At 65.0% G+C, this 19,754-nt stretch carries 17 protein-coding genes; 6 read left to right on the top strand and 11 right to left on the bottom strand.

All coding sequences use genetic code 11. From position 1 onward, the window contains the following. Positions 1-159 precede the first annotated feature (159 nt). Together HG421_RS15315 and HG421_RS15310 are read left to right on the top strand one after the other, a co-directional pair. Positions 160-582 (top strand): F0F1 ATP synthase subunit epsilon, encoded by a 423-nt coding sequence (locus tag HG421_RS15315; RefSeq protein WP_002814084.1) that lies wholly within the window; start codon positions 160-162, stop codon positions 580-582. 226 nt (positions 583-808) lie between these two features. Next, a complete protein-coding gene (locus HG421_RS15310) occupies positions 809-1,396 on the top strand; it encodes a chorismate mutase (RefSeq protein ID WP_169707114.1) in 588 nt (195 codons plus the stop codon). Positions 1,397-1,460: 64 nt separating this feature from the next. Here the strand turns inward: HG421_RS15310 and HG421_RS15305 are convergent, their stop codons facing one another. Further along, positions 1,461-1,844, bottom strand: a complete 384-nt coding sequence (locus tag HG421_RS15305; protein WP_169707113.1) for a GtrA family protein — start codon at positions 1,842-1,844, stop codon at positions 1,461-1,463. A gap of 146 nt (positions 1,845-1,990) precedes the next feature. Here HG421_RS15305 and glmU point away from each other — a divergent pair, with 146 nt between their 5' ends. Next, positions 1,991-3,355 carry a bifunctional UDP-N-acetylglucosamine diphosphorylase/glucosamine-1-phosphate N-acetyltransferase GlmU gene (gene glmU, locus HG421_RS15300; RefSeq protein ID WP_169707112.1) on the top strand — a complete coding sequence of 455 codons (1,365 nt, stop codon included), beginning with the start codon at positions 1,991-1,993 and terminating at the stop codon, positions 3,353-3,355. A 106-nt stretch (positions 3,356-3,461) separates the two neighbouring features. Here the strand turns inward: glmU and HG421_RS15295 are convergent, their stop codons facing one another. The 7 genes from HG421_RS15295 to HG421_RS15265 all read right to left on the bottom strand — a co-directional run bounded on the left by HG421_RS15295 (position 3,462) and on the right by HG421_RS15265 (position 11,438). Next, positions 3,462-4,808, bottom strand: coding sequence for a sensor histidine kinase (locus HG421_RS15295; RefSeq protein ID WP_169707111.1), 1,347 nt, complete (start codon positions 4,806-4,808; stop codon positions 3,462-3,464). An 8-nt stretch (positions 4,809-4,816) separates the two neighbouring features. Continuing rightward, the gene (locus HG421_RS15290; RefSeq protein ID WP_169707110.1) at positions 4,817-6,160 is read right to left on the bottom strand and encodes a sigma-54-dependent transcriptional regulator; all 1,344 of its coding nucleotides are present in this window, start codon (positions 6,158-6,160) and stop codon (positions 4,817-4,819) included. Between the two features lie 148 nt (positions 6,161-6,308). Further along, positions 6,309-6,713, bottom strand: coding sequence for a hypothetical protein (locus HG421_RS15285; RefSeq protein WP_248279514.1), 405 nt, complete (start codon positions 6,711-6,713; stop codon positions 6,309-6,311). A 122-nt stretch (positions 6,714-6,835) separates the two neighbouring features. Further along, a complete protein-coding gene (locus tag HG421_RS15280) occupies positions 6,836-8,044 on the bottom strand; it encodes an ABC transporter permease (RefSeq protein ID WP_169707109.1) in 1,209 nt (402 codons plus the stop codon). 61 nt (positions 8,045-8,105) lie between these two features. Next, positions 8,106-9,398: an ABC transporter permease gene (locus HG421_RS15275; RefSeq protein ID WP_169707108.1), complete on the bottom strand. Its 1,293-nt coding sequence runs from the start codon at positions 9,396-9,398 to the stop codon at positions 8,106-8,108. A gap of 11 nt (positions 9,399-9,409) precedes the next feature. Beyond that, positions 9,410-10,129: an ABC transporter ATP-binding protein gene (locus tag HG421_RS15270; RefSeq protein WP_169707107.1), complete on the bottom strand. Its 720-nt coding sequence runs from the start codon at positions 10,127-10,129 to the stop codon at positions 9,410-9,412. 37 nt (positions 10,130-10,166) lie between these two features. Beyond that, positions 10,167-11,438, bottom strand: coding sequence for an efflux RND transporter periplasmic adaptor subunit (locus HG421_RS15265; protein WP_169707106.1), 1,272 nt, complete (start codon positions 11,436-11,438; stop codon positions 10,167-10,169). A 206-nt stretch (positions 11,439-11,644) separates the two neighbouring features. Between HG421_RS15265 and glmS the strand changes: the two genes are divergently transcribed. The 3 genes from glmS (at position 11,645) to HG421_RS15250 (ending at position 15,705) form a co-directional block, all read left to right on the top strand. Continuing rightward, positions 11,645-13,474, top strand: a complete 1,830-nt coding sequence (gene glmS / locus HG421_RS15260; protein ID WP_169707105.1) for a glutamine--fructose-6-phosphate transaminase (isomerizing) — start codon at positions 11,645-11,647, stop codon at positions 13,472-13,474. Positions 13,475-13,868: 394 nt separating this feature from the next. After that, positions 13,869-14,342 carry a hypothetical protein gene (locus HG421_RS15255; RefSeq protein WP_169707104.1) on the top strand — a complete coding sequence of 158 codons (474 nt, stop codon included), beginning with the start codon at positions 13,869-13,871 and terminating at the stop codon, positions 14,340-14,342. Positions 14,343-14,559: 217 nt separating this feature from the next. Further along, a complete protein-coding gene (locus tag HG421_RS15250) occupies positions 14,560-15,705 on the top strand; it encodes a hypothetical protein (protein WP_169707103.1) in 1,146 nt (381 codons plus the stop codon). A gap of 137 nt (positions 15,706-15,842) precedes the next feature. Here the strand turns inward: HG421_RS15250 and gloA are convergent, their stop codons facing one another. The 3 genes from gloA to HG421_RS15235 form a co-directional block, all read right to left on the bottom strand. Further along, positions 15,843-16,367 carry a lactoylglutathione lyase gene (gloA, locus tag HG421_RS15245; RefSeq protein WP_169707102.1) on the bottom strand — a complete coding sequence of 175 codons (525 nt, stop codon included), beginning with the start codon at positions 16,365-16,367 and terminating at the stop codon, positions 15,843-15,845. 252 nt (positions 16,368-16,619) lie between these two features. Further along, the gene (locus tag HG421_RS15240; RefSeq protein WP_169707101.1) at positions 16,620-17,789 is read right to left on the bottom strand and encodes a copper resistance protein B; all 1,170 of its coding nucleotides are present in this window, start codon (positions 17,787-17,789) and stop codon (positions 16,620-16,622) included. Beyond that, positions 17,786-19,591: a copper resistance system multicopper oxidase gene (locus HG421_RS15235; RefSeq protein ID WP_169707100.1), complete on the bottom strand. Its 1,806-nt coding sequence runs from the start codon at positions 19,589-19,591 to the stop codon at positions 17,786-17,788. Before HG421_RS15235 ends, HG421_RS15240 begins: the two co-directional genes overlap by 4 nt. Positions 19,592-19,754 lie beyond the last annotated feature (163 nt).

The raw sequence follows: 19,754 nt of genomic DNA, 5'->3' as shown, positions 1-19,754 counted from the left end.
CACGGCTGGAATCGGGAATCGGGAATCGGGAATCGGGAATCGTAAAGGCGGGTTTGAGGCGAGTTGGAAGTAACGGAATCACGAAGAGTGCGCGACCAATCGCTCTTCCCATTCCCGATTCCCGACTCCCGATTCCCCGCCTCACTACAGTGAGGCACCATGAGCACTATCCGTTGCGACATCGTCAGCGCCGAGAAGGAAATCTTCCACGGTGAGGCGACGCTGGTCGTGGCCACCGGCGAGTTGGGCGAGCTGGGCATTGCGCCCAAGCACGCACCGCTGATCACCCGCCTGAAGCCGGGCAAGGTGGTGGTGACCACCGCCAGTGGCGAACAGCTGGACTTCGCCATTTCCGGCGGCATCCTGGAAGTGCAGCCGCAGGTGGTGACCGTGCTGGTCGACACCGCGGTGCGTGCGCAGGACATCGACGAAGCTGCCGTGCGCAAGGTCAAGGAAGAGGCCGAGCGTCTGCTGGCCAACCGTGGTGACACCGTGGACGTGGCCCAGGCACAGCGTCAGCTGGCCGAGGCAACGGTGCAGCTGCAGGCGCTGGAGCGCCTGCGCCGCACGCTCAAGCACTGATCGAGCGCATGCCCGTCGTCGGGCAGGTGATGCGATTGAGCAATATGGCTACACGCTGATGTGGATCCGAAACGCCGGCCTTCGTGCCGGCGTTTTCGTTTTTAGAGAGTCTGTTGCGTGGCCGGCCGCATCGGGCGGCCGGGAGCGCGCACACTGCCTGCCACGCCGCCGTGCCGCGCATCGGGCGCGCCATGGCAAACACCATCTGTGAGTCGAGGAGCACCGCATGACCCGTTTGAGCGAAGGCCTTCGCGGTTACGCACTCACTGCCACGCTGGCCGTGACGCTGCTGGGCTGCGCATTGCCGGCGCGCAGCCAGCCGTCGTTGGATCCGTTGCTGGACCGCATCGTGCAGCGCAACGCCATCGGCGATGCGGTGGCGTTGAGCAAGTGGGACAGCGGCAAGCCCGTGCTGGATCAGACGCGCGAGGCGGCGGTATTGCTGAGCGTGCGCGATCAGGCCTCCGCGCATGGCCTGCAGCCCGATGACGCGGTGCGCTTCTTTGCCGCGCAGATCGAGGCCAACAAGGCGGTGCAATACGCACTGCTCAATCATTGGCATGAGCGCGGCCGCGCGCCGGAGACCGCCCGGCCGGATCTGGCCACGTTGCGCACGCGGCTGGATCAACTGCAAGGCGAGTTGCTCGATGTACTGGCTGCCGCAGGTCCGGCACGGGCAGCCCCCGAGTGCCCGGCCAGCACCGCACGTGCGGCCGCGCGCTATGCCGCGCAATGGCAACTGGACGCGCTGCATCGCGCGGCACTGGTACGCAGCCTGGGCGACTTCTGCCAACCGGCGGGCAACAAATCCTAGCGGGCGGCTATCGATCGGGCGCGGGAGGTGCATGCGGCCAGGCGCTGCGCGCCCGGGCCTTGCGTCAGCGATACACCACATGCCGGCCCAGAAAGAACGACACAATCGCCAACCCGCCTTCCACCAGCGGTTTGGCCAGCCAGGCCTGACGCAGGCCGAGCAGATCCACGGCAGTCGACAGCAGCCAGGTGCTGATGAGGGTCAAGGTCAGCCACATCACCGCAAAGCGGCCGAAGCGCTGCCAGCCCAGGCGAGCGCCATCCTGGTGGGCGAAGGTGTAGCGGCCGTTGAGCCAGAAGCCGAGCACTGCACCGCTGACACGCCCGAGCAGGTTGGCAGGCACTGCGGGCATGCCGGCGGCGGTGGCGGCAATGAAGATGCTGCAATCCACGGCCAGCTGCAGGGCGCCGATCAGGGTGAACTGGCTGCCTTGGCGAAACAGGCTCATGCGTGCCGGACGTAGGGAAAGGGCGCCCATCCTAGCGGGGGCAACGCTTAAAAACGTGTCATCGCGTGTTGATGGCATGCAGCGACCACGCCGCGTTGCGGCACTGCGACTAGAATCCGGGTTTCTCTTGCAACCGGAACGTAGTGATGACTTTGCCCCTGCACGTTGTGATCCTGGCCGCGGGCGAGGGCAAGCGCATGCGCTCGGCGCTGCCCAAGGTGCTGCAGCCGCTGGCGGGCCAACCGATGCTGGCGCACGTGATCGCCACTGCACGGCAGCTGCAGCCGGCGGCGATCCACATCGTGTACGGGCACGGCGGCGATCAGGTGCGTGCGGCGTTTGCCGCGCAGGACGATCTGCACTGGGCCGAGCAGCGGCAGCAACTGGGCACCGGCCATGCGGTCCAGCAGGCGATGGATGCGGTGCCCGATGCGGCCACCGTGCTGGTGTTGTACGGCGATGTGCCGCTGATCCGCAGCGAAAGCCTGTTGCAGCTGCTGCATGCGCCCGGTCGCATGGCGGTACTGGTCGCCGAACTCGCCAACCCCACCGGCTACGGACGCATCCTGCGCGATGCCGAAGGCAAGGTGGCCGCGATCATCGAACAGAAGGATGCCAACGACGAGCAGCGGCGCATCCGCACCATCAATACCGGTATCGTGACCGCCGAATCCACCGCGCTGCGTCGCTGGTTGAGCGGCCTGTCCAACGACAATGCGCAGGGCGAGTTCTATCTGACCGACATTTTCGCCAGCGCGGCCGCCGACTTCACCCCGGCCGAGATGGTGCATGTGGCCGACCCGCAGGACGTGGAAGGCGCCAACGACCCATGGCAGCTCGCCCAGCTAGAGCGCGCCTGGCAGCTGCGTGCCGCACGCGCGTTGTGCCTGGAGGGCGTGCGCATGGCCGACCCCGCGCGTGTGGAGCAGCGCGGTACGGTCAAGGTGGGGCGCGATGTGCAGCTGGATATCGATGTGATCCTGGAAGGCGATGTGACACTGGGCGATGGCGTGGTGATCGGCCCGTTCGTGCGCCTGCGCCACGTCAACCTCGGCCCCGGCACGCAGGTGCGTGCGCATTGCGATCTGGAAGGGGTGGTCACTGAAGGCGCGGTGCTGGTCGGGCCGTTCGCGCGCCTGCGCCCGGGCACGGTGCTGGCCGATGGCGTGCATATCGGTAATTTCGTCGAGACCAAGAAGGTCACCATGGGCGTCGGCAGCAAGGCCAACCATTTGACCTACCTGGGTGATGCGATGATCGGCAGCAAGGTCAACATCGGTGCCGGCACCATTACCTGTAACTACGATGGCGTGAACAAGTCGCAGACCACCATCGGCGATGGCGCCTTTGTCGGGTCCAACAGTGCGCTGGTGGCACCGATCGAGATCGGCGCCATGTCCACCATCGGTGCCGGCTCGGTCATTACCCGTGATGCACCCGCAGGCCAGCTCAGCGTGACGCGCGCGCGCCAGACCGTGATCGAAGGTTGGGAGCGGCCGACCAAGAAGTAGTTCGCGCTGTTGGCGGACAATGCAGCGCAACCCCGACTGCATAGGAGCGCGCCTGAGCGCGACCGGCAATGTCGGTAAAAAACCGTCGCGCCCGGGTGCGCTCCTGTCACGCGGCCGACGGCAGTAGCAGTGTCACGCACAATCCGCCGTGTTCGCGGTTATGCAATGAAATGCGCCCGCCATGCGCTTCGGCGATTTCGCGTGTCAGTGCCAGCCCCAAGCCGGTGCCGTTGCGCTTGGTCGAGTAGAACGGCATCAATGCGTTGTGCAGCACCGCTTCGTTCATGCCGTTGCCGCGGTCGAGCACCTCGATGCGCAACCACTGCGGCACGCGCGTGACCCGCACTGCGACGTCGCTGTTGGGCGGCTGCGCCTCGCTGCAGGCTTCGTGCGCGTTCTTGAGAAGATTGAGCAGCGCCTGCTCGATCTGCGCAGCGTCGATGCGGCTGGCGACATCGCCCAGCGTGCCCTGCAGCTGGAACGGGATCTGCTGCCGCAAGCGCTCCAGGAAGGGTGCCCACTCGATGGTCTGCAATTGCGGCTGCGGCAACTTGGCAAAACGCGCATAGCCGCGGATGAAGCCTTCCAGATGGCGCGCGCGTTCTTCGATGGTTTCGAAGACCGTGCCCAGGCGGTCGGTGCGGTCGCGCCGCAACAACTCCGCGCCCGAATGCGCCAGCGAGGCGATCGGCGCCAGCGAGTTGTTCAACTCGTGGCTGATCACCCGGATGACCTTCTTCCAGGTCTGCACTTCCTGGCGGCGCAACTCGGTGGTGAGGGTGCGGATCAGCAGCAACTCGTGGCCACGGCCGTTGAGGTGGAAGCTGCGCCGCGACAGGTGGTAAATCTGCTCGTCGTCTTCGTCATCGCCGTCTTCGCGTACCGCAAACAGGCAGTCGCCGCCGCGTGCCAGGGCATCGCGCAGTTCGCCGGGCATGCGTTCGAGTACATCGTCCAGATGCTGGCCTTCTAGCTTGCGTCCGTCATGCAGCAGCTTGCGCGCGGCGTTATTGGAAAAGCCGATCCGCCGCAGGCCATCGCCGCCGGCAATGACGAGCAGCATCGCCACCGGCGTGTTCTGCAGCATGGTGTCCAGCATCAACTCGCGCTGCACCAGGTCGCGCCGCTGCGCACGCAAGACATCACCGAGTTCGGCATGCGCCTGCACCAGCTGTGCCAGTTCGTCGTTGCCGCGCCAGTAGACGCCGAAGTTGTACTCGCCATCGCGGTAACTGCTGGTGGTGCCGGCCAGGGCGCGGAACAGCGAGCGCATCGGCGCGGTGGCGCGGCGCAGGCTCCACCACATCGCCGACAACAGCACCACCGCCGAGATCGCTGCAACCTGCCAGCCGTGGTCCAGCCAATACGCGGTGAACCAGGGCAAGGCGGCCGCCAGCGCCAGCACCGGCAACAGACGAAGAAACAGCGAGAACGTAAAGGAGCGTGTCCACATACCGGGCCTCATTCCGACTTGATGCCGTAACGGTCCATGCGCCGGTATAGCGCCTGTCGGCTCAGTCCCAGTTCGGCGGCGGCCTGTGCAATGACGCCTTGCGCGCGCGCCAAGGCCTGCTCGATGCGTGCGCGATCCGGCTCGCCCGCCGCAGGCGCCAACGGGCGCGGCGCTGCGCTGCGTGGCAGGTTCAGGTCCGTGGCCTCGATGCGTGCACCCTGTGCCAGCAGCGCGGCACGTTGCAGCACGTTACGCAGCTCGCGTACGTTGCCCGGCCAGGCATGCCGTTGCAATGCGTCGCGCGCTTGCGCGGACAGCGGCTTTTCACCGGCTAAAAAATGTTCGGCCAGCGGACCGATATCGCCTGGACGCTCGGCCAGTGCGGGCAGTGCGATTTCCACCGTGTTGAGGCGGTAGTACAAATCCTCGCGGAAACTGCCGTCGCGGATCATCGCCGGCAGATCGGCGTTGGTGGCGCTGATCACGCGGACCTTCGTGTGGCGTTCGCGGTTGGACCCCAGCCGCTCGTAACGGCCGGTTTCCAGCACGCGCAGCAGTTTCATCTGCCCGGCCAGCGGCAGGTTGCCGATCTCGTCCAGGAACAGCGTGCCGCCGTCGGCGGCTTCGAACTTGCCCTCGCGTGCCTTGTTGGCGCCGGTGTAGGCGCCGGCTTCTGCACCGAACAATTCGGCTTCGATCAGTTCGCCTGGCAATGCGCCGCAGTTGAGTGCAATGAACGGCCCGTGTTTGGTTGCCGAATTGGCCTGGATGATCTCGGCGATCTTCTCCTTGCCGCTGCCGTTGGGGCCGGTGATCAGCACCGGCAAGTCCGAGCGTGCCACCTGGCAGGCCAACGCAATCGCGCGCTCGCTGGCAGGATCGGCGAACACCGCGCCGCGCAGGTCATAGCGCTGGGTAAGTTGCTCGCGGCCGCGATGCTCGCGTTCGCGGCGACGCTGCAGCTCGCGGCGTGCCTCGGACAGTTCCAGCAGATTGTTCACCGTGGTCAGCAGCTTGGTGTCGTCCCAGGGCTTGGCGATGTAATCGGCCGCACCGGCCTTGACCAGGCCGACGGCGCTGCCCAGATGCGTCCAGGCCGTGAGCAGGATGACCGGCAGGTCCGGGTGGCGCTGGCGGATCTGGGTGAACAAGGCTTCGCCCTCTTCGCCAGAGGTGGTGTCGGCGGTGAAGTTCATGTCCTGGATCACCAGGTCGAAGGCCTGCGCATCCAGGAGCGACAATCCGGCCTGCGGCGATGACGCATGCATCGATTCGATGTCGTGCAGCGAGAACAGCACCTCCAGCGCAGTGGCTACGGCGGTGTTGTCGTCGATGATCAGGATGTGCGGCATCGCGTTGCTCAAGAGGGCACGGGAGGGGATCGGCACAGAATACTGTGCAGGACGACGCTGCAACCCATTGCCGGGCAGCGAGGCGGCAGGTTGTGAGGCAGCACCGCTGGTGGACGCATATGGCCGCTGCGGCGATGCCTGGGCCCCGCTAGCGTGGCGTGGGTGGCTGCGGCGCGATGGGCGGCAGCAAGGGCGCATAGCTTGCCGCTGTCCAGGTCAGGCGCAGCTGGACGCCATCGCGCAGGACCTCCACGACGATGGGCTTGCCGGCAGCGGCACGCAGCGCATCCAGCAAGTGCGCCACCGCGGTGATCTGGGTCCGGCCTGCCGTGCGCACGCGGTCGCCGCGTTGCAACTGCAGGTCCAGCCCTACGCTGGCTTGGGTGACCAGCAAGCCATCGCCGGTGGTGACGAGCTCAAGAACCTGATCGTTCTGGTGCCAGTTGAGCCGGGTGTCTTCGACGGCGAGCACGTCGTGGCTCGAGGTGCCCGCCTTTGTTTCGGCATGGGTTTGGCCGGCGGGGATCACGCAAAGCGCTGCCAGGACGAGCAGCGCGGGTGTCGCAAACAAGGTGGCCATGGGGATATCCGGTTCGGAATGGTGGTTGCAAGATGCCGGCGGTGGCAAAACGCGCCCCTTCCTGGCCACCAGGGGACGGAAAGGGGCGCCGATCATCATGCACTGCGGGTGGCAACGGCCGGGGGGACCGCGGCCGCGCGGCGGGCCGGCCAGAACACCGCGATCTGACCCAACAGCCACAGCGTGATCGCGCCGATCGGCAGATAGATCAGCGGCAAGCGTGGCAATTCGTAGCGTGCCATCAGCCAGACGTTGATCGAGTAGGCCATCAGCATGCCGAGCACGATGCCGATCGAGGCCAAAAGAAGGTTCTCGATCTGGAAGTAACGCAGGATCTGCCCACGCGTCGCGCCTAACGCCCGACGAATGCCGATCTGTTTGGTGCGCTGTTGGACCCAGAAGCTGGCCAGCCCCACGATACCCAGTGCAGTGACGATCAGCAGCGCGATGCTCATGGTGATCAATAGCCAGGCCATGGCGCGGTCCTGGCGATAAAAACTGCGACGCATTTCCTCGAACGTCTTCGGGTTTTCGATGATGCGACTTGCGCTGTTCCTCTCCAATGCCGTCACTGCCTGGCGCAGAACTTCCGCACGGCGCGTGGGGTCGGTGCGTAATACGTAGCGGCCGCCGTCCTTGTAGGTCATCTTGACCGGGGTCAGCATCGAATCGTCGTAAACAGCTGCGCCACCATAGTTGTTGACGCGTGCCAGATGCTCCACTATTCCTACGATTTTCATGGGAGTGTCGCCGCGATAGATCGACTTTCCCAGTGCTGATTGGTTGGGGAAAAGCTTGTCAGCCGCACTCTTGGTCAGAATTGCACTTGGGATGATGGCGGCCTTGTCATCGGACCAGGTGAACTCGCCCTCCGTAAAGCGGCGCCCCTGTATCAATGTCAGGCCCATCGTGTCCAGAGTCTGGCTGTCCCCGGTGTAGTCGTTGACGTTGATCGTTGAGTTTTTCTGGTCGGCCGTCAGTTTGAGGCCGCTGACCCACATGCTGTTGCCATAAGGGACCTGACTGACGCTGGAGGCGAACTTTACGCCGGGAATGCTGCGCAGCGCAGCAAGGTCTGTTTCAGTCAGTGCCCGCGCATCTTCGTCGCGTCCGATGCCGCTGATGGTGAGCGTTACCAGTTCGTTCTCTGCCAGCCCGCTGGGACGTTGCGTGCGCTCCAGACGATTGCCGATCAGAAATAGGGCATTGGAGATGATGGCGCAGCTGAGTGCCACCTCCAGCACAATCAATGCAGCAGCCGTCTTGTGGCGGCGCAGGGTGGACAGAATAGGGCGGATTGCCATGTGCGATTCCTTGGTGAGGGCTGGCGAACGACGCAAAAAATCGCGCTGTCCGGATCTCAGTTCACTGCGCTTTGAGTTGGATGGCGGGAGGAATGGTGCATGCCCGCCAGGCGGGGAGTAGCCCGGCCACGACGCTGGCGATGAGCGCTAGCGCAAACGTGGCCAGCAACATGGTTGGATCGAGCGTTGCCAGATCGGCATATTGAGCGGGCTGTTGACGCACACCCCACAGGCCCAGCATGGCGAGGCCGAGCCCCAGGATGCCTCCAGCCAAGCCGATCGTTGCTGCCTCGACCAAGGACTGCGCGAAGATACTGCGCTTGGTGGCTCCCAGTGCCCGGCGCACTCCGATTTCTCCGCTGCGGCGCATGAACTTGGCCAGCAGCAGGCCCACGGTATTGACCAGGCAAACCAACAGGAAGCCGAATGCCAACCACGTCTGCAGGCGCACATCGCTGGGAACGACCTTCTTGAAGTCCAGCCACTGCATGACGCTGCGCAACTGAACATTGGTTGGCTGCTCGAAGCGTCCTGCGCGTCGCTGCTGATCGGAGTAGTTTTCGAGGTATCGACGGTATGCGGCGGCCTTTTGCGGGCTATCCAGCTTGACCCAATATTGAACCCAGGAACAGGCTGCATTGATGTCGTCCGGTGAACCGCTCTCACCCCAGCACGAACGCTGGCCGCTGGTCGAAAGTTTCAGCTCCATCGCAGTACCGAAGGGCAGAAAGAGTTGCTCGGGCTTGTCGTAGGTGCTGCCCCCCAGGTTGTAAAACGTCGGTGTCAAACGCCATTCGCGGTTAACGCCAACAATCCGCATGCTGTTGCGATTGACGTTTACCGTGCGGCCAACGCTATTTTCACCATTGAATAGTTTCTTGTTGAGTGCTTCGGAGATCACAACCACGCGTGAACGGCTGCTGTCATCGTCGCTGGTCCATGGACCGCCGTACAGGAAAGGCACATCGAACATCGGGAAAAAGTCGACGGACGTATAACGCGCTTCCAGCAAGAGTGGCCGCAAGGATTTATTTTCCGGCTCCAACGGAACGGTGCCGGGGGTCATCATGACCTGCTGGTCTCCGCGTTTCTCCCGCAGCAATGCTTCGGCATCGAACCGTGTCAATTGATCCAATGCATCGTCGTCTTGATAATCCAACGAGCGTGCATCCAGCTGTGGATGAAACAGCACACCGCTCTTTGCCGGGATCGGATCACCCGACAACACATAGAACACCGTCAACGTCGTCATGCTGGCGCCGATGCCCAGCGCAATGGCCAGCACCATCAATGCGGTGAGGACCTTGTTGCGGCGGAAGCTGCGCAGCGCGAGAGTGAAGTAGTAGCCGAACATGGGCAGGCTCCTTATTCGGCCAGGTTTGCAGCGGCGCTGGGCGCGCGCATCAGGCTGGGATTGCGTTCCAGATCGGTGGCCTGGCCATCGACGATGTGCACGTTGCGCTGCGCGCGTGCAGCCAGTTCCGGGTCGTGGGTGACCATGACGATGGTGGTGCCCTGGCTGTTGATCTCTTCCAGCAGTTCCATGACTCCGCGCGCCATCTGCGAGTCGAGGTTGCCGGTGGGTTCGTCGGCCAGCAGCAGGCGTGGGCTGCCGGCCAGTGCGCGCGCGATCGCCGCGCGCTGCTGCTGGCCGCCGGACAGTTCGGTGGGGTAGTGCTTCAGGCGCGAGCCCAGGCCGACCTTGGTCAGGGCCTCTTCGATGCGCTGCTTGCGCTCGGCCGCGGCCATGCCGCGGTAGCGCAGCGGTACATCGACGTTGTCGAACAGGTTGAGGTCGGGAATCAGGTTGAAGCCCTGGAAGATGAAACCGATCTTCTGGTTGCGCAGCCGCGAACGTGCGTCGTCGGAGAGGTGGCTGACGTCTTCGCCATCGAGCAGGTACTGCCCGCTGGTGAAGGTTTCCAGCAGGCCGGCCAGGTTGAGGAACGTGGTCTTGCCCGAGCCGGACGGCCCGGTCACGGCAACGAACTCGCCTTCGCGCACGTGCAGGTCCAGCGACCGCAGCGCGTGGGTTTCCACCTGTTCGGTGCGGAAGACCTTGGAGACCGCTTGCATCTTGAGCATTGCCGATTCCTTTGCGAAAAGTGAGAAGTGAAAAGGATTAGTGGACGGTGACGCGCGGTGCGTCGCCAAAGTTGTCTGCGCCGGACACCACCACGCGGTCGCCCGCCTGCAGGCCGGACAGCACCTGCACTTCGCCAAGGCTGCTGACACCGAGCTTGACCGGGCGGCGCGCGGCGGTGTTGCCATCCATCACGTAGGCATAGCTGCCGCCGGACTGCTCGACGAAGGGCCCGCGTTCGACCTTGAGCACGTTGCGGCGCGTATCCAGCAGCACGCGTGCGCTCATGCGCTGGCTCTGGCGCAGGCCGGGCGGTTGTTTGTCGGTGAAGCGGATGCGTGCGGTGACTTCGCCGTTGACCACCTCCGGCGACACCGCCGAGATGGCGCCGGGGAACGGTTCGCCGGCGCCGCTGGTGAGCTGGGCCGGCATGCCGATCGCCAGATCGCGCGCGAAGCTTTCCGGCACCTTGATCTCGACCTCGAACTTGGACAGGTCCACCACGCCCAGGATCGGCGCATTGGCGGCCACCTGGGTGTGCTGCACCGCCTGCACCTGGCCGACCTGGCCATCGAACGGCGCCAGCAGGGTGAGCGCGTCCACCTGGCGCTGCACTTCGGCCACCACGGCGCGCTGGCGATCGGCCAGCAGGCGCTTGTTGCGCGAATCCAGGTCCGCACCCTGGCTCTTCAATGCCGCATCGCGCTGGGCGTGCTGCAGGTCGATATCGGTCTTCTTCAAGGTGTCCTGGGCCTTGGCCAGTTCCACCTGCGGCACCGCGCCGCCATCAAAGCCGCGCTGGTAACGCTCCAGGTCGCGCGCGGCGGCCTGCTTGTCGATCTTGGCCTGGTCGGTGAGCTTGCTGGCAGTGGCGCGCGCCAGCGTGGCATCCAGGGCCGCGCGGCTGGATTCGGCTTCCAGCCCGGCCAGGGTGGCCTGCTCCTGTGCCAGCTTGCTGCGCAGCTCGGGGCTGTCGATGCGCGCCAGCTCCTGGCCCTGCTTGACCACGTCGCCGGCCACCACGCTCAGCGTCACGGTGCCGGCGGAGATGGCGTACAGCACCGGGCTGTTGGCGGCGATCACCCGGCCATCGGCGGCGATGTCGCGCACCAGGTCGCCCTGGGTGACGGTGGCAATGCGCACCCGGCTGGCATCGAAGGAGCGGCTGCCGGCGCTCCACGCGGTGATCGCCCAACCGATACCGGCCAGCACCGCCACGGTAGCGATGCCGGGCCACAGCCAGCGGCGCCATGGCGCGGCGTGAGCGGGTGTGCGGATGAGCTGGTCCTGGGCGGAGGTGTCACGAATCATGGAGGGCGTGCTCGGTGGCGTCACGGAGACAAAGCAGGTGCCGTGCCAACTACCAAGTAACTGAAATGGCTGGAATTTTTGGCGAAGCTGGGAGTGTCCGCAGTGTCCGCGGACACTTGGGCGGACACGCTGTCCGGCCGCGGTCATGCAGTGGACAAGAGCGGACACGCTAAAATGCCGCTCTTCTTTCCTAATGAGCTGTCCCTATGTGCGGCATTGTCGGAGCGATCGCCGGGCGCGACGTGGTCCCGGTCCTGATCGAAGGACTCAAGCGGCTGGAATATCGCGGCTATGACTCTTCCGGCATTGCGGTGCTCGATGGCGACGGCGTGCGCCGGGTGCGCCGTACCGGGCGGGTGGCCGAAATGGCCCAGGCCGCACAGGCCGAACGCTTCGGCGCCACGCTGGGCATCGGCCATACCCGCTGGGCCACGCATGGCGGCGTGACAGAAGCCAATGCGCACCCGCACATCAGTGCCGGCATTGCGCTGGTGCACAACGGCATCATCGAAAACCACGAAGAACAGCGTGAGAAGCTGCGCGCGCTCGGCTATGCCTTCGAGTCGCAGACCGACACCGAAGTCATCGCGCATCTGATCCATCACCATCTGGCCGACGCCGGCGATCTGCTCGGCGCGCTGCAGCGCACGGTCAAGGAATTGACCGGCGCCTACGCGCTGGCGGTGATGAGCCAGGCCGAGCCGGAACGCTTCGTTTGCGCACGCATGGGCTGCCCGTTGCTGATCGGCGTGGGCGAGGGCGAGACCTTCGTCGCTTCCGATGTCTCGGCCATCGTGCAGGCCACCCGCCAGGTGATCTTCCTGGAAGAGGGCGACACCGCCGAGCTGCGCCGCGATGGCGTGCGCATCTTCGATGGCGACAACGCACCGGTCGAGCGCGCGCTGCATCTGTCGGATGTGTCGCTGGCCTCGCTGGAACTGGGCCCGTTCCGCCACTTCATGCAGAAGGAAATCCACGAACAGCCGCGCGCGCTGGCCGATACCATCGAGGCCGCGATCGATGCGAATGGCTTCCCGGCATCGCTGTTCGGTGCCAATGCAGAAGCGGTGCTTCGCGACATAGAAGGCGTGCAGATCCTGGCCTGCGGCACCAGTTACTACGCCGGCATGACGGCGCGCTACTGGATCGAAGCCATCGCCGGGCTGCCGTGCAGCGTGGAGATCGCCAGCGAGTACCGTTACCGCGCCGCCTATGCCAATCCCAAACATCTGATCGTCACAATCTCCCAGTCCGGCGAAACGCTGGACACGATGGAAGCGCTGAAGTACGCCAAATCGCTGGGGCATCTGCACACGCTATCGATCTGCAACGTGCCCGAGAGCGCGATCCCGCGCGCCAGCGAGCTGGTGTGCTACACGCGCGCCGGTGCCGAGATCGGCGTGGCATCGACCAAAGCATTCACCACGCAGCTGGCGGTGCTGTTCCAGCTGACTGTGGTGCTGGGCAAGTTGCACGGGCGCGTCAGCGACAGCGAAGAAGCCGATTACCTGGAGCAGCTGCGCTTCCTGCCCGGCAGCGTGCAGCATGCCTTGAACCTGGAGCCGCAGATCATGGCCTGGGCCGAGCGGTTCTCGCCGAAAGAGAACGCCTTGTTCCTGGGACGTGGCCTGCATTATCCGATCGCCCTGGAAGGCGCGCTCAAGTTAAAGGAAATCTCCTACATCCACGCCGAAGCGTATCCGGCAGGCGAGTTGAAGCACGGCCCGTTGGCGCTGGTGGATGCGGCCATGCCGGTAGTGGTGATCGCACCGAACGACCGGCTGCTGGAGAAGGTCAAATCCAACATGCAGGAAGTGCGTGCGCGCGGCGGCGAATTGTTCGTTTTCGCCGACCAGGACAGCCATTTCAGCGAGTCCGAAGGCGTGCACGTGATCCGCACACCACGTCATGCCGGCGTGCTGTCGCCGGTGATCCACACCATCCCGGTGCAGCTGTTGGCCTACCACACCGCCCTGGCACGCGGCACCGACGTGGACAAGCCGCGCAACCTGGCCAAGTCGGTGACGGTGGAGTAGCAAGCGGCACGCGGCCAGGCACTGGGATCGGCCGCATACGGGGCGAAGCACGCGGCGGCCGGATGCCGAACCATCGTCCGGCGCCGGTATGGAGCGCATCGCTCGATTGCCAGGTGCGCGTGTAACGGAGCGCGCCTATGTAGACAGCGAGTAGGTTGCGGCTGAGCGTCTTGCTTCGCGCCAGTATCGTTGAAGCCAAGGCTCAACGGCGCCGCGCTGATGGCGCAGCGCACGTGCATCGATTTTCTTCGCCTGCCAGAGGCGCTGGCGGAACGCCGCGCACCGCTTGCCGGCGACTTGCGTCGCATTGGCAGACGGGTGCCCAGGCTGCCAGCACTTTGGCCCAGCTTATGCATACCCTTTCTGCGAGGGTCACCACCACGCAGGAGGACGTATGCACGAGTCTTTCAAACAGGGGGCGCCGGCCGAGCTGTGGCAGGCGTTGGTGCGCGAAGCAGGCGAGCGGATTGCACGTCCGCTGGACGAATCGCGCGAACACTATCTGGTCTTCGTGCTGCTGCGCTTCCAGCGCGATGCGCATCTGCTGTCACGCACCCAAGCGCTGGCCTGGCTGCATGCGCAGGAGCAGGTGGGCAGCGTGCGCGCAGACCTGCTGCGCGATGTCGGTGATGGGTGTCTGTTGATCGCAGGCCTGTTTCCCGGGCTCGCGCAACGGCGCCGGCTCAGCGTGGACTACTTCATCGATCTGGGGCGCGGCGCCTACTCCGACGTGGCCGACACCCGCTGCAGCGATGCGGGCCTGTTCGCACAACTGGCCGACAGTTATCGCGAACTGGTCCGCATTCTCGCTGCCTTGCGCACGCCGCGTCACTGGCAGCCCGGCGCTGGCGGGATCCTGCATGCCTGATGCTTGAGGTCGGGCAAGGGCCGCCCCCACACATGCGTGGGGACCGTCCCGACTGCGATCGCCAGCGGTCTCGCGCACACTATCCCGGCAGGCCGATCTGCCGGGTGAGGTGCCATTACCCGGCTGATCACGGCACTGCGCAGTTGATGACCATCGCGTCGATGCGCTGCATGGGGGACATGCAGCGCATCGCCATCATCCATATGGACGGGGATTCATGAAGACGTGTATCGCGGCGGTGCTGTTGGCACTGCCTGGGCTTGCCGTTGCACAGGACGTGCCGCCGGGCTATGCCGGCCAGGGTGGAATGACGCTGCAGGAGATCGATCCTGCCATCTATGCATATCACTACGACCACGGCTTCGTGGGCGAGGATGCGATGGGGTGGGACCCCGCACTGCAATTCACCTGGTCGCGCATCGCTGCCGCCGAGGTCTGTGCGCAGCAGTCGCCATCGGATGCATTGATCGCCAAGCTGGTGGAGCAGTACGGCAAGGATGCGGTGGTGCACCAGACCAACGGCATCGGTTTCCACGAAGCGCAGATGCGTGCCGCCGGCACGTTCTGCACGCCGACGCGTAGCGCAGAGGCCACTGCGGTGGTGCCTGCGTTTGCGGGCGGAGATTTTTCCGCGGCAACCGCCTATGCAGCGGCGGCCGAGGCGGGGACGGTGGTGGTAGCTGCGCAGCCGACGGCCATCCCTGATGGAGCAGCTGCGCCATCGCTTCCTGCAGATTGGGCCCTGCTGCTGCCGCTACAACCACGCATGGTCGTCAGCTCCAATGGTCAGCCGGCCGGCGATGAGATGTTGCACGTGATCCGTCGTAGTCATACCGGCGCGGTCATCACCGGGCAGGTTGTTGGAAATGTGATGGCTGCAGCCATCTTTGGCAGGGTGAGTGGATTCACCTTTGACAAGCGCCAGTTGAAGGGTGAAGAGATACAAAATATCGGCAACCCTGGGTATGCAATACAGCGAGACGCGATCAATGCGCAGCTGAAGCGCTATTTCACGTCCAATCCCGGTGCGATGCCGATTGACCGGTTTCCGTTGCAGGTGCTCATGTCCGAGTGGCGGCTGGTTTACCAAAGCCTGAGCGACGATAAAACCCCATACGAGCTGCGCTATCAGGTCAGTATCGGTGGGGAATCATCAAGCGGGTTCTTCAAGCGAAATGTCAGTCCGTATTCGTTGGCATGCCGTCCTACTCCCCGCACGGCGTCTATCCAGGAATGGGAAGCAAACGACTACGCGCTGGTCAAAGAGGTGGCACAAGCCTACAGCGACGAGTGCGCGGGCAAGCTTGCCGAGCAACTGCCGCAGTGGTTCCCTGATAGAGCGGCCGTTGCTGCATCCAATTGAGCGGCATGAGTGGCAGTTGGTACGGATTGCTCGGCGCTCGATAACACAAGTCCGTTCTGAAGGCCGGCACGTCACACGCGTAATGGGTGGTCCGGCTTGTACCTTGCACCCGGACCTGCCGGGTGCAAGGTCGGGCCTCACGCCAACGGGGTATTGGAAATGATTTCCACCCAGTAGCCGTCCGGGTCCTTGATGAAGGCCAGGTGCTTCATGCGGCCGTCTTCCAGGCGCTTCTGATAGGGCACTTCCAGGCTGTCGAAGCGTGCGCAGGCGGCGTGGATGTCCGGCACCGAGACGCAAATATGACCGAAGCCGCGCGGGTCGCTGTTGCCGTCGTGATAGACCGGCCCGTCCTGGGTCTCGGTGCCGTGGTTGTGGGTGAGTTCCAGCACGCCGGGGATGCCGGCCATCCACAGCCGCCGCTCGTCATCCTGATCGGGAATGGCGGTGGTGTCGGGCACCAGCGCCAGAAAATACAGGCTGAATTTCGCATCGGCGAAATGGCGGGCATCGAGCAGGCGGAAGCCGAGCACGCGGGTGTAGAAATCCAGCGAACGCTGGGCGTCCTTGACGCGCAGCATGGTGTGGTTGAACACGAAACCACGCGTCTCGGCGGGGGCGGCGCTGGCGCCGGGTACCTGTTGCAGGTCGGTCAAAGGCATTGCGGTTTCCTCGATTGATCGGGTGCGCGGGACAGGCGCGCAGGACGGGCAGTTTAGCGGGGCGCGGGTGGGCGGCATGTCTGCGGCGCGCAATAGCGTGTTGCACCAGGGCGTGGGTGGGTGTGGCATGCAGGGCATGACCTTGCATGGCAGATTGCCAGCTCGCTCGATCGATTGCGGCCCCGCTTGCCTGCAGAAACAAGCGGGGGTCGGTGCAATTAACGTCGCGATGACGCAGCCGTACACCGCGCGTCAGAACCAGAGACGGATGCCGGCAACGAACTGGTTGTCGCGTGGGCGCTCGCCTTCCAGCGCGGCGCGTCGGGCGGTATCGCCGAAGCTGCGGGTATGCACCCAGCCGATATACGGCGCGAAGCGGCGGGTGAACTCATAGCGCAGCCGTACCCCGGCTTCCACCTGTTCCAGGCCACTGCCGATCCCACGCCGGTCATCGTCGGTGAGGGCGACGTCCGCTTCCACGCGTGGCTGCAGGATCAACCGATTGGTGAGCAGCACGTCGTACTCGCCTTCCAGGCGCAGCGCAGCGCGGCCGCCATTGCCCAGGTACAGCGTGGCTTCGGTTTCGAACTTGTAGGGCGCCAGGCCCTGTACGCCAACGGCGGCCCAGCTGCGGCGATCGCCCGGAGCAAGATCCTGGCGTGCGCCGACCAGCAGATCCCACCACGGCGAGATCGCGTGACCGTAGAAGGCCTCGAGCGACGCGGATTGGCTGCGGCCGTTGTCCCGCGCGCCCTCGCTGCGCAACCACAGGCGGTCGATGTCGCCGCCGATCCAGGCGCGTGCCTCCCAGTCCTGGCCAGTGCCGCGATCGGTATCGATCGCTTCCAGGCGATCGAGCAGGATGTAGTGGTTGATGCCTGCGCCGTGCATCGCGTGTGCCTGCAGCGGCGCAAAGGCGGCGGCAATCTCTTCGGCAGTCGGTGCTGGAATCGGTTCGCGTGGCAGCGCTGTACCAACCGGCGATGCGGGCATCGGCGCGGCGTGTGCACGATGGTCCATCGAATGATGCTGCATGCCGTCATGCGCGATCGAGCGGTGCTGCATCGCGTCGTGGGTCATCGGAGCAGGCTGCGGTGCGCGGTGATCCGTCACATCGTGATCCATTGCGTGATTCGTTGCTCCCTGTGTCGCGGCGGTGTGCTCGGTTGCCTGCTGATGCACAGCGGTCTGCTCGGCGGAATCGTTGCCCATCGCGTCCATCGCACCGTGTTCCATCTCGGCGTGATGCATGGCGCCATGGTCCATGCCGGCATGCGACATCTGCGAATGATCCATCTGCGCTGCAGTGTGGTGTTCTACCGGCTGACTGTGCTGGGCATCATGCGGGTGGTCCTGCGCGGCCAGCGATGCGCTGAACAACCAGGTGCCCACCACCAGCGGACGTAGCGCGAGCATGCTCATGCCTCCACCCGCACTTCGCGCATCATGCCTGCTTCCATGTGGTACAGCAGATGGCAGTGATAGGCCCAACGGCCCAGTGCATCGGCGCGGACGCGATAACTGCGGCGCGTGCCCGGCGGCATGTCGATGGTGTGCTTGCGGACCTGGAAATTGCCATCGGCATCTTCCAGGTCGCTCCACATGCCGTGCAGGTGGATGGGATGCTGCATCATGGTGTCGTTGACCAGCACGATGCGTAGCCGCTCACCGTAGCGCAGCCGCAAGGGCTCGGCCGAGGCGAACGCCACGCCGTCGAACGACCAGGCGAATTTTTCCATGTGCCCGGTCAGATGCAGTTCGATCTCGCGCCCGGGGTCGCGGCCATCCGGGTCGTCGAACAGGCTGTGCAGGTCGCCGTAGCGCAGCACACGACGGCCGTTGTCGCGCAGGCCCACGCCAGGGTCGTCCAGGCGTGGCGCGGTGGCACTGCTGCGCATGTCGATCAGCGGGTTGCCGTCTTCGCTGACCGGATGATGGGGGGTCTTGTCCGATGCCGTGGTGGCGCTGTGCGCATGCTGGGCCTGCATCGGCATCGGCATCGCGTGTGCTGCATGCGGGTCGCTTTGCATGGCATCGCCCGCCTGCATGGCATGAGCTGCGTGCGTCATCCCATCGCCATGCCCCATGTCCTGCATGGTCAGGATGGCGCGCGGGTCCAGCGCCGGAATCGGTGCCTGCAGGCCGTTGCGCACCGCCAGCGTGCCGCAGGCATAGCCGGTGCGTCCCATGTCCTGCGCAAATAGCGTAAAGGCGTCCTGGCCGATGGGTTCGACGAGCACGTCGAAAGTCTCGGCCGCGGCAATCCGCAGTTCGTCCACGCTGACCGGATGCACGTACTGGCCATCGGCAGCCACCACGGTCATGCGCAGGCCGGGGATGCGGATGTCGAAGTAGGTCATCGACGAGCCGTTGATGAAACGCAGCAACACCTTTTCGCCCGGCGCGAACAACCCGGTCCAGTTGCCGGCCGGCGCCACGCCGTTGAGCAGGTAGGTGTAGGTGTTGGCGTTGACGTCCGACAGGTCGGTCGGGGTCATGCGCATGCGCCCCCACATGCCGCGATCTGCCAGCGTTGCCCGCACGCCATCCTCGCGCGCATCGCGCAGGAAGTCGCCCACCGTGCGCTGGGCGTAGTTGTCGTGGCCGGGCATCTGCTTGAGCCGGCGGAACAGCGCGGCCGGGTCCAGGTCGGTCCAGTCCGAGAGCAGCACCACATGCTCGCGATCGTGGCGATACGGCGGCGGTACCAGCGGGTCGATCACGATGGCGCCGTACAGGCCGGCCTGCTCCTGGAACATGGAATGGCTGTGGTACCAGTAGGTGCCGGATTGACGCAGCACGAAGCGGTAGTGGTATTCCTGGCCCGGCGCGATGCCGTCGAAGCTCATGCCCGGCACGCCGTCCATGTTGGCCGGCAGTAGAAGTCCGTGCCAATGCAGCGAGGTGGGTTGGTCGGGCAGGGTGTTGCGCACACGCACGCTGACCGTGTCGCCCTCGCGCCAGCGCAGGATCGGCGCCGGCAGGCTCTGGTTGACGGTGATGGCAGGGCGCGTGCGCCCGGTGAAATTGACCGGCCGCTGGCCGATCTGCAGCGACTGGCTGCTGCCGCGCAGCACCGGCGTGGCCAGCGCGCCAGCAGCGCGCGCATCGCCACGCCACAGGCCGGCGGCGGCAACACCGCCCAGGGCCAGGCCCTGCACGAAACGACGCCGGCTGATTCGGTGGTTGGCGGTTGGGGTGAAGACAGGCGTATCGGACGACATGACACCTCCGGTGCGCCCACCGCACCGGCAGACGCAACGCATCGCTGAGAAATCCCGCATCCATCGATGCAGGGCGAAGAGCGATCAGGGCAGCCAACACATCCGCACGAAACGGCGCAGGGCATGGACGACGCGGCACGCGGGGGGTGAACACGCGGGGGCG

Source organism: Xanthomonas campestris pv. badrii, assembly GCF_012848175.1.
GTDB classification, from domain to species: domain Bacteria; phylum Pseudomonadota; class Gammaproteobacteria; order Xanthomonadales; family Xanthomonadaceae; genus Xanthomonas; species Xanthomonas campestris_C.
This window is presented reverse-complemented; position numbering and strand designations above follow the sequence as displayed.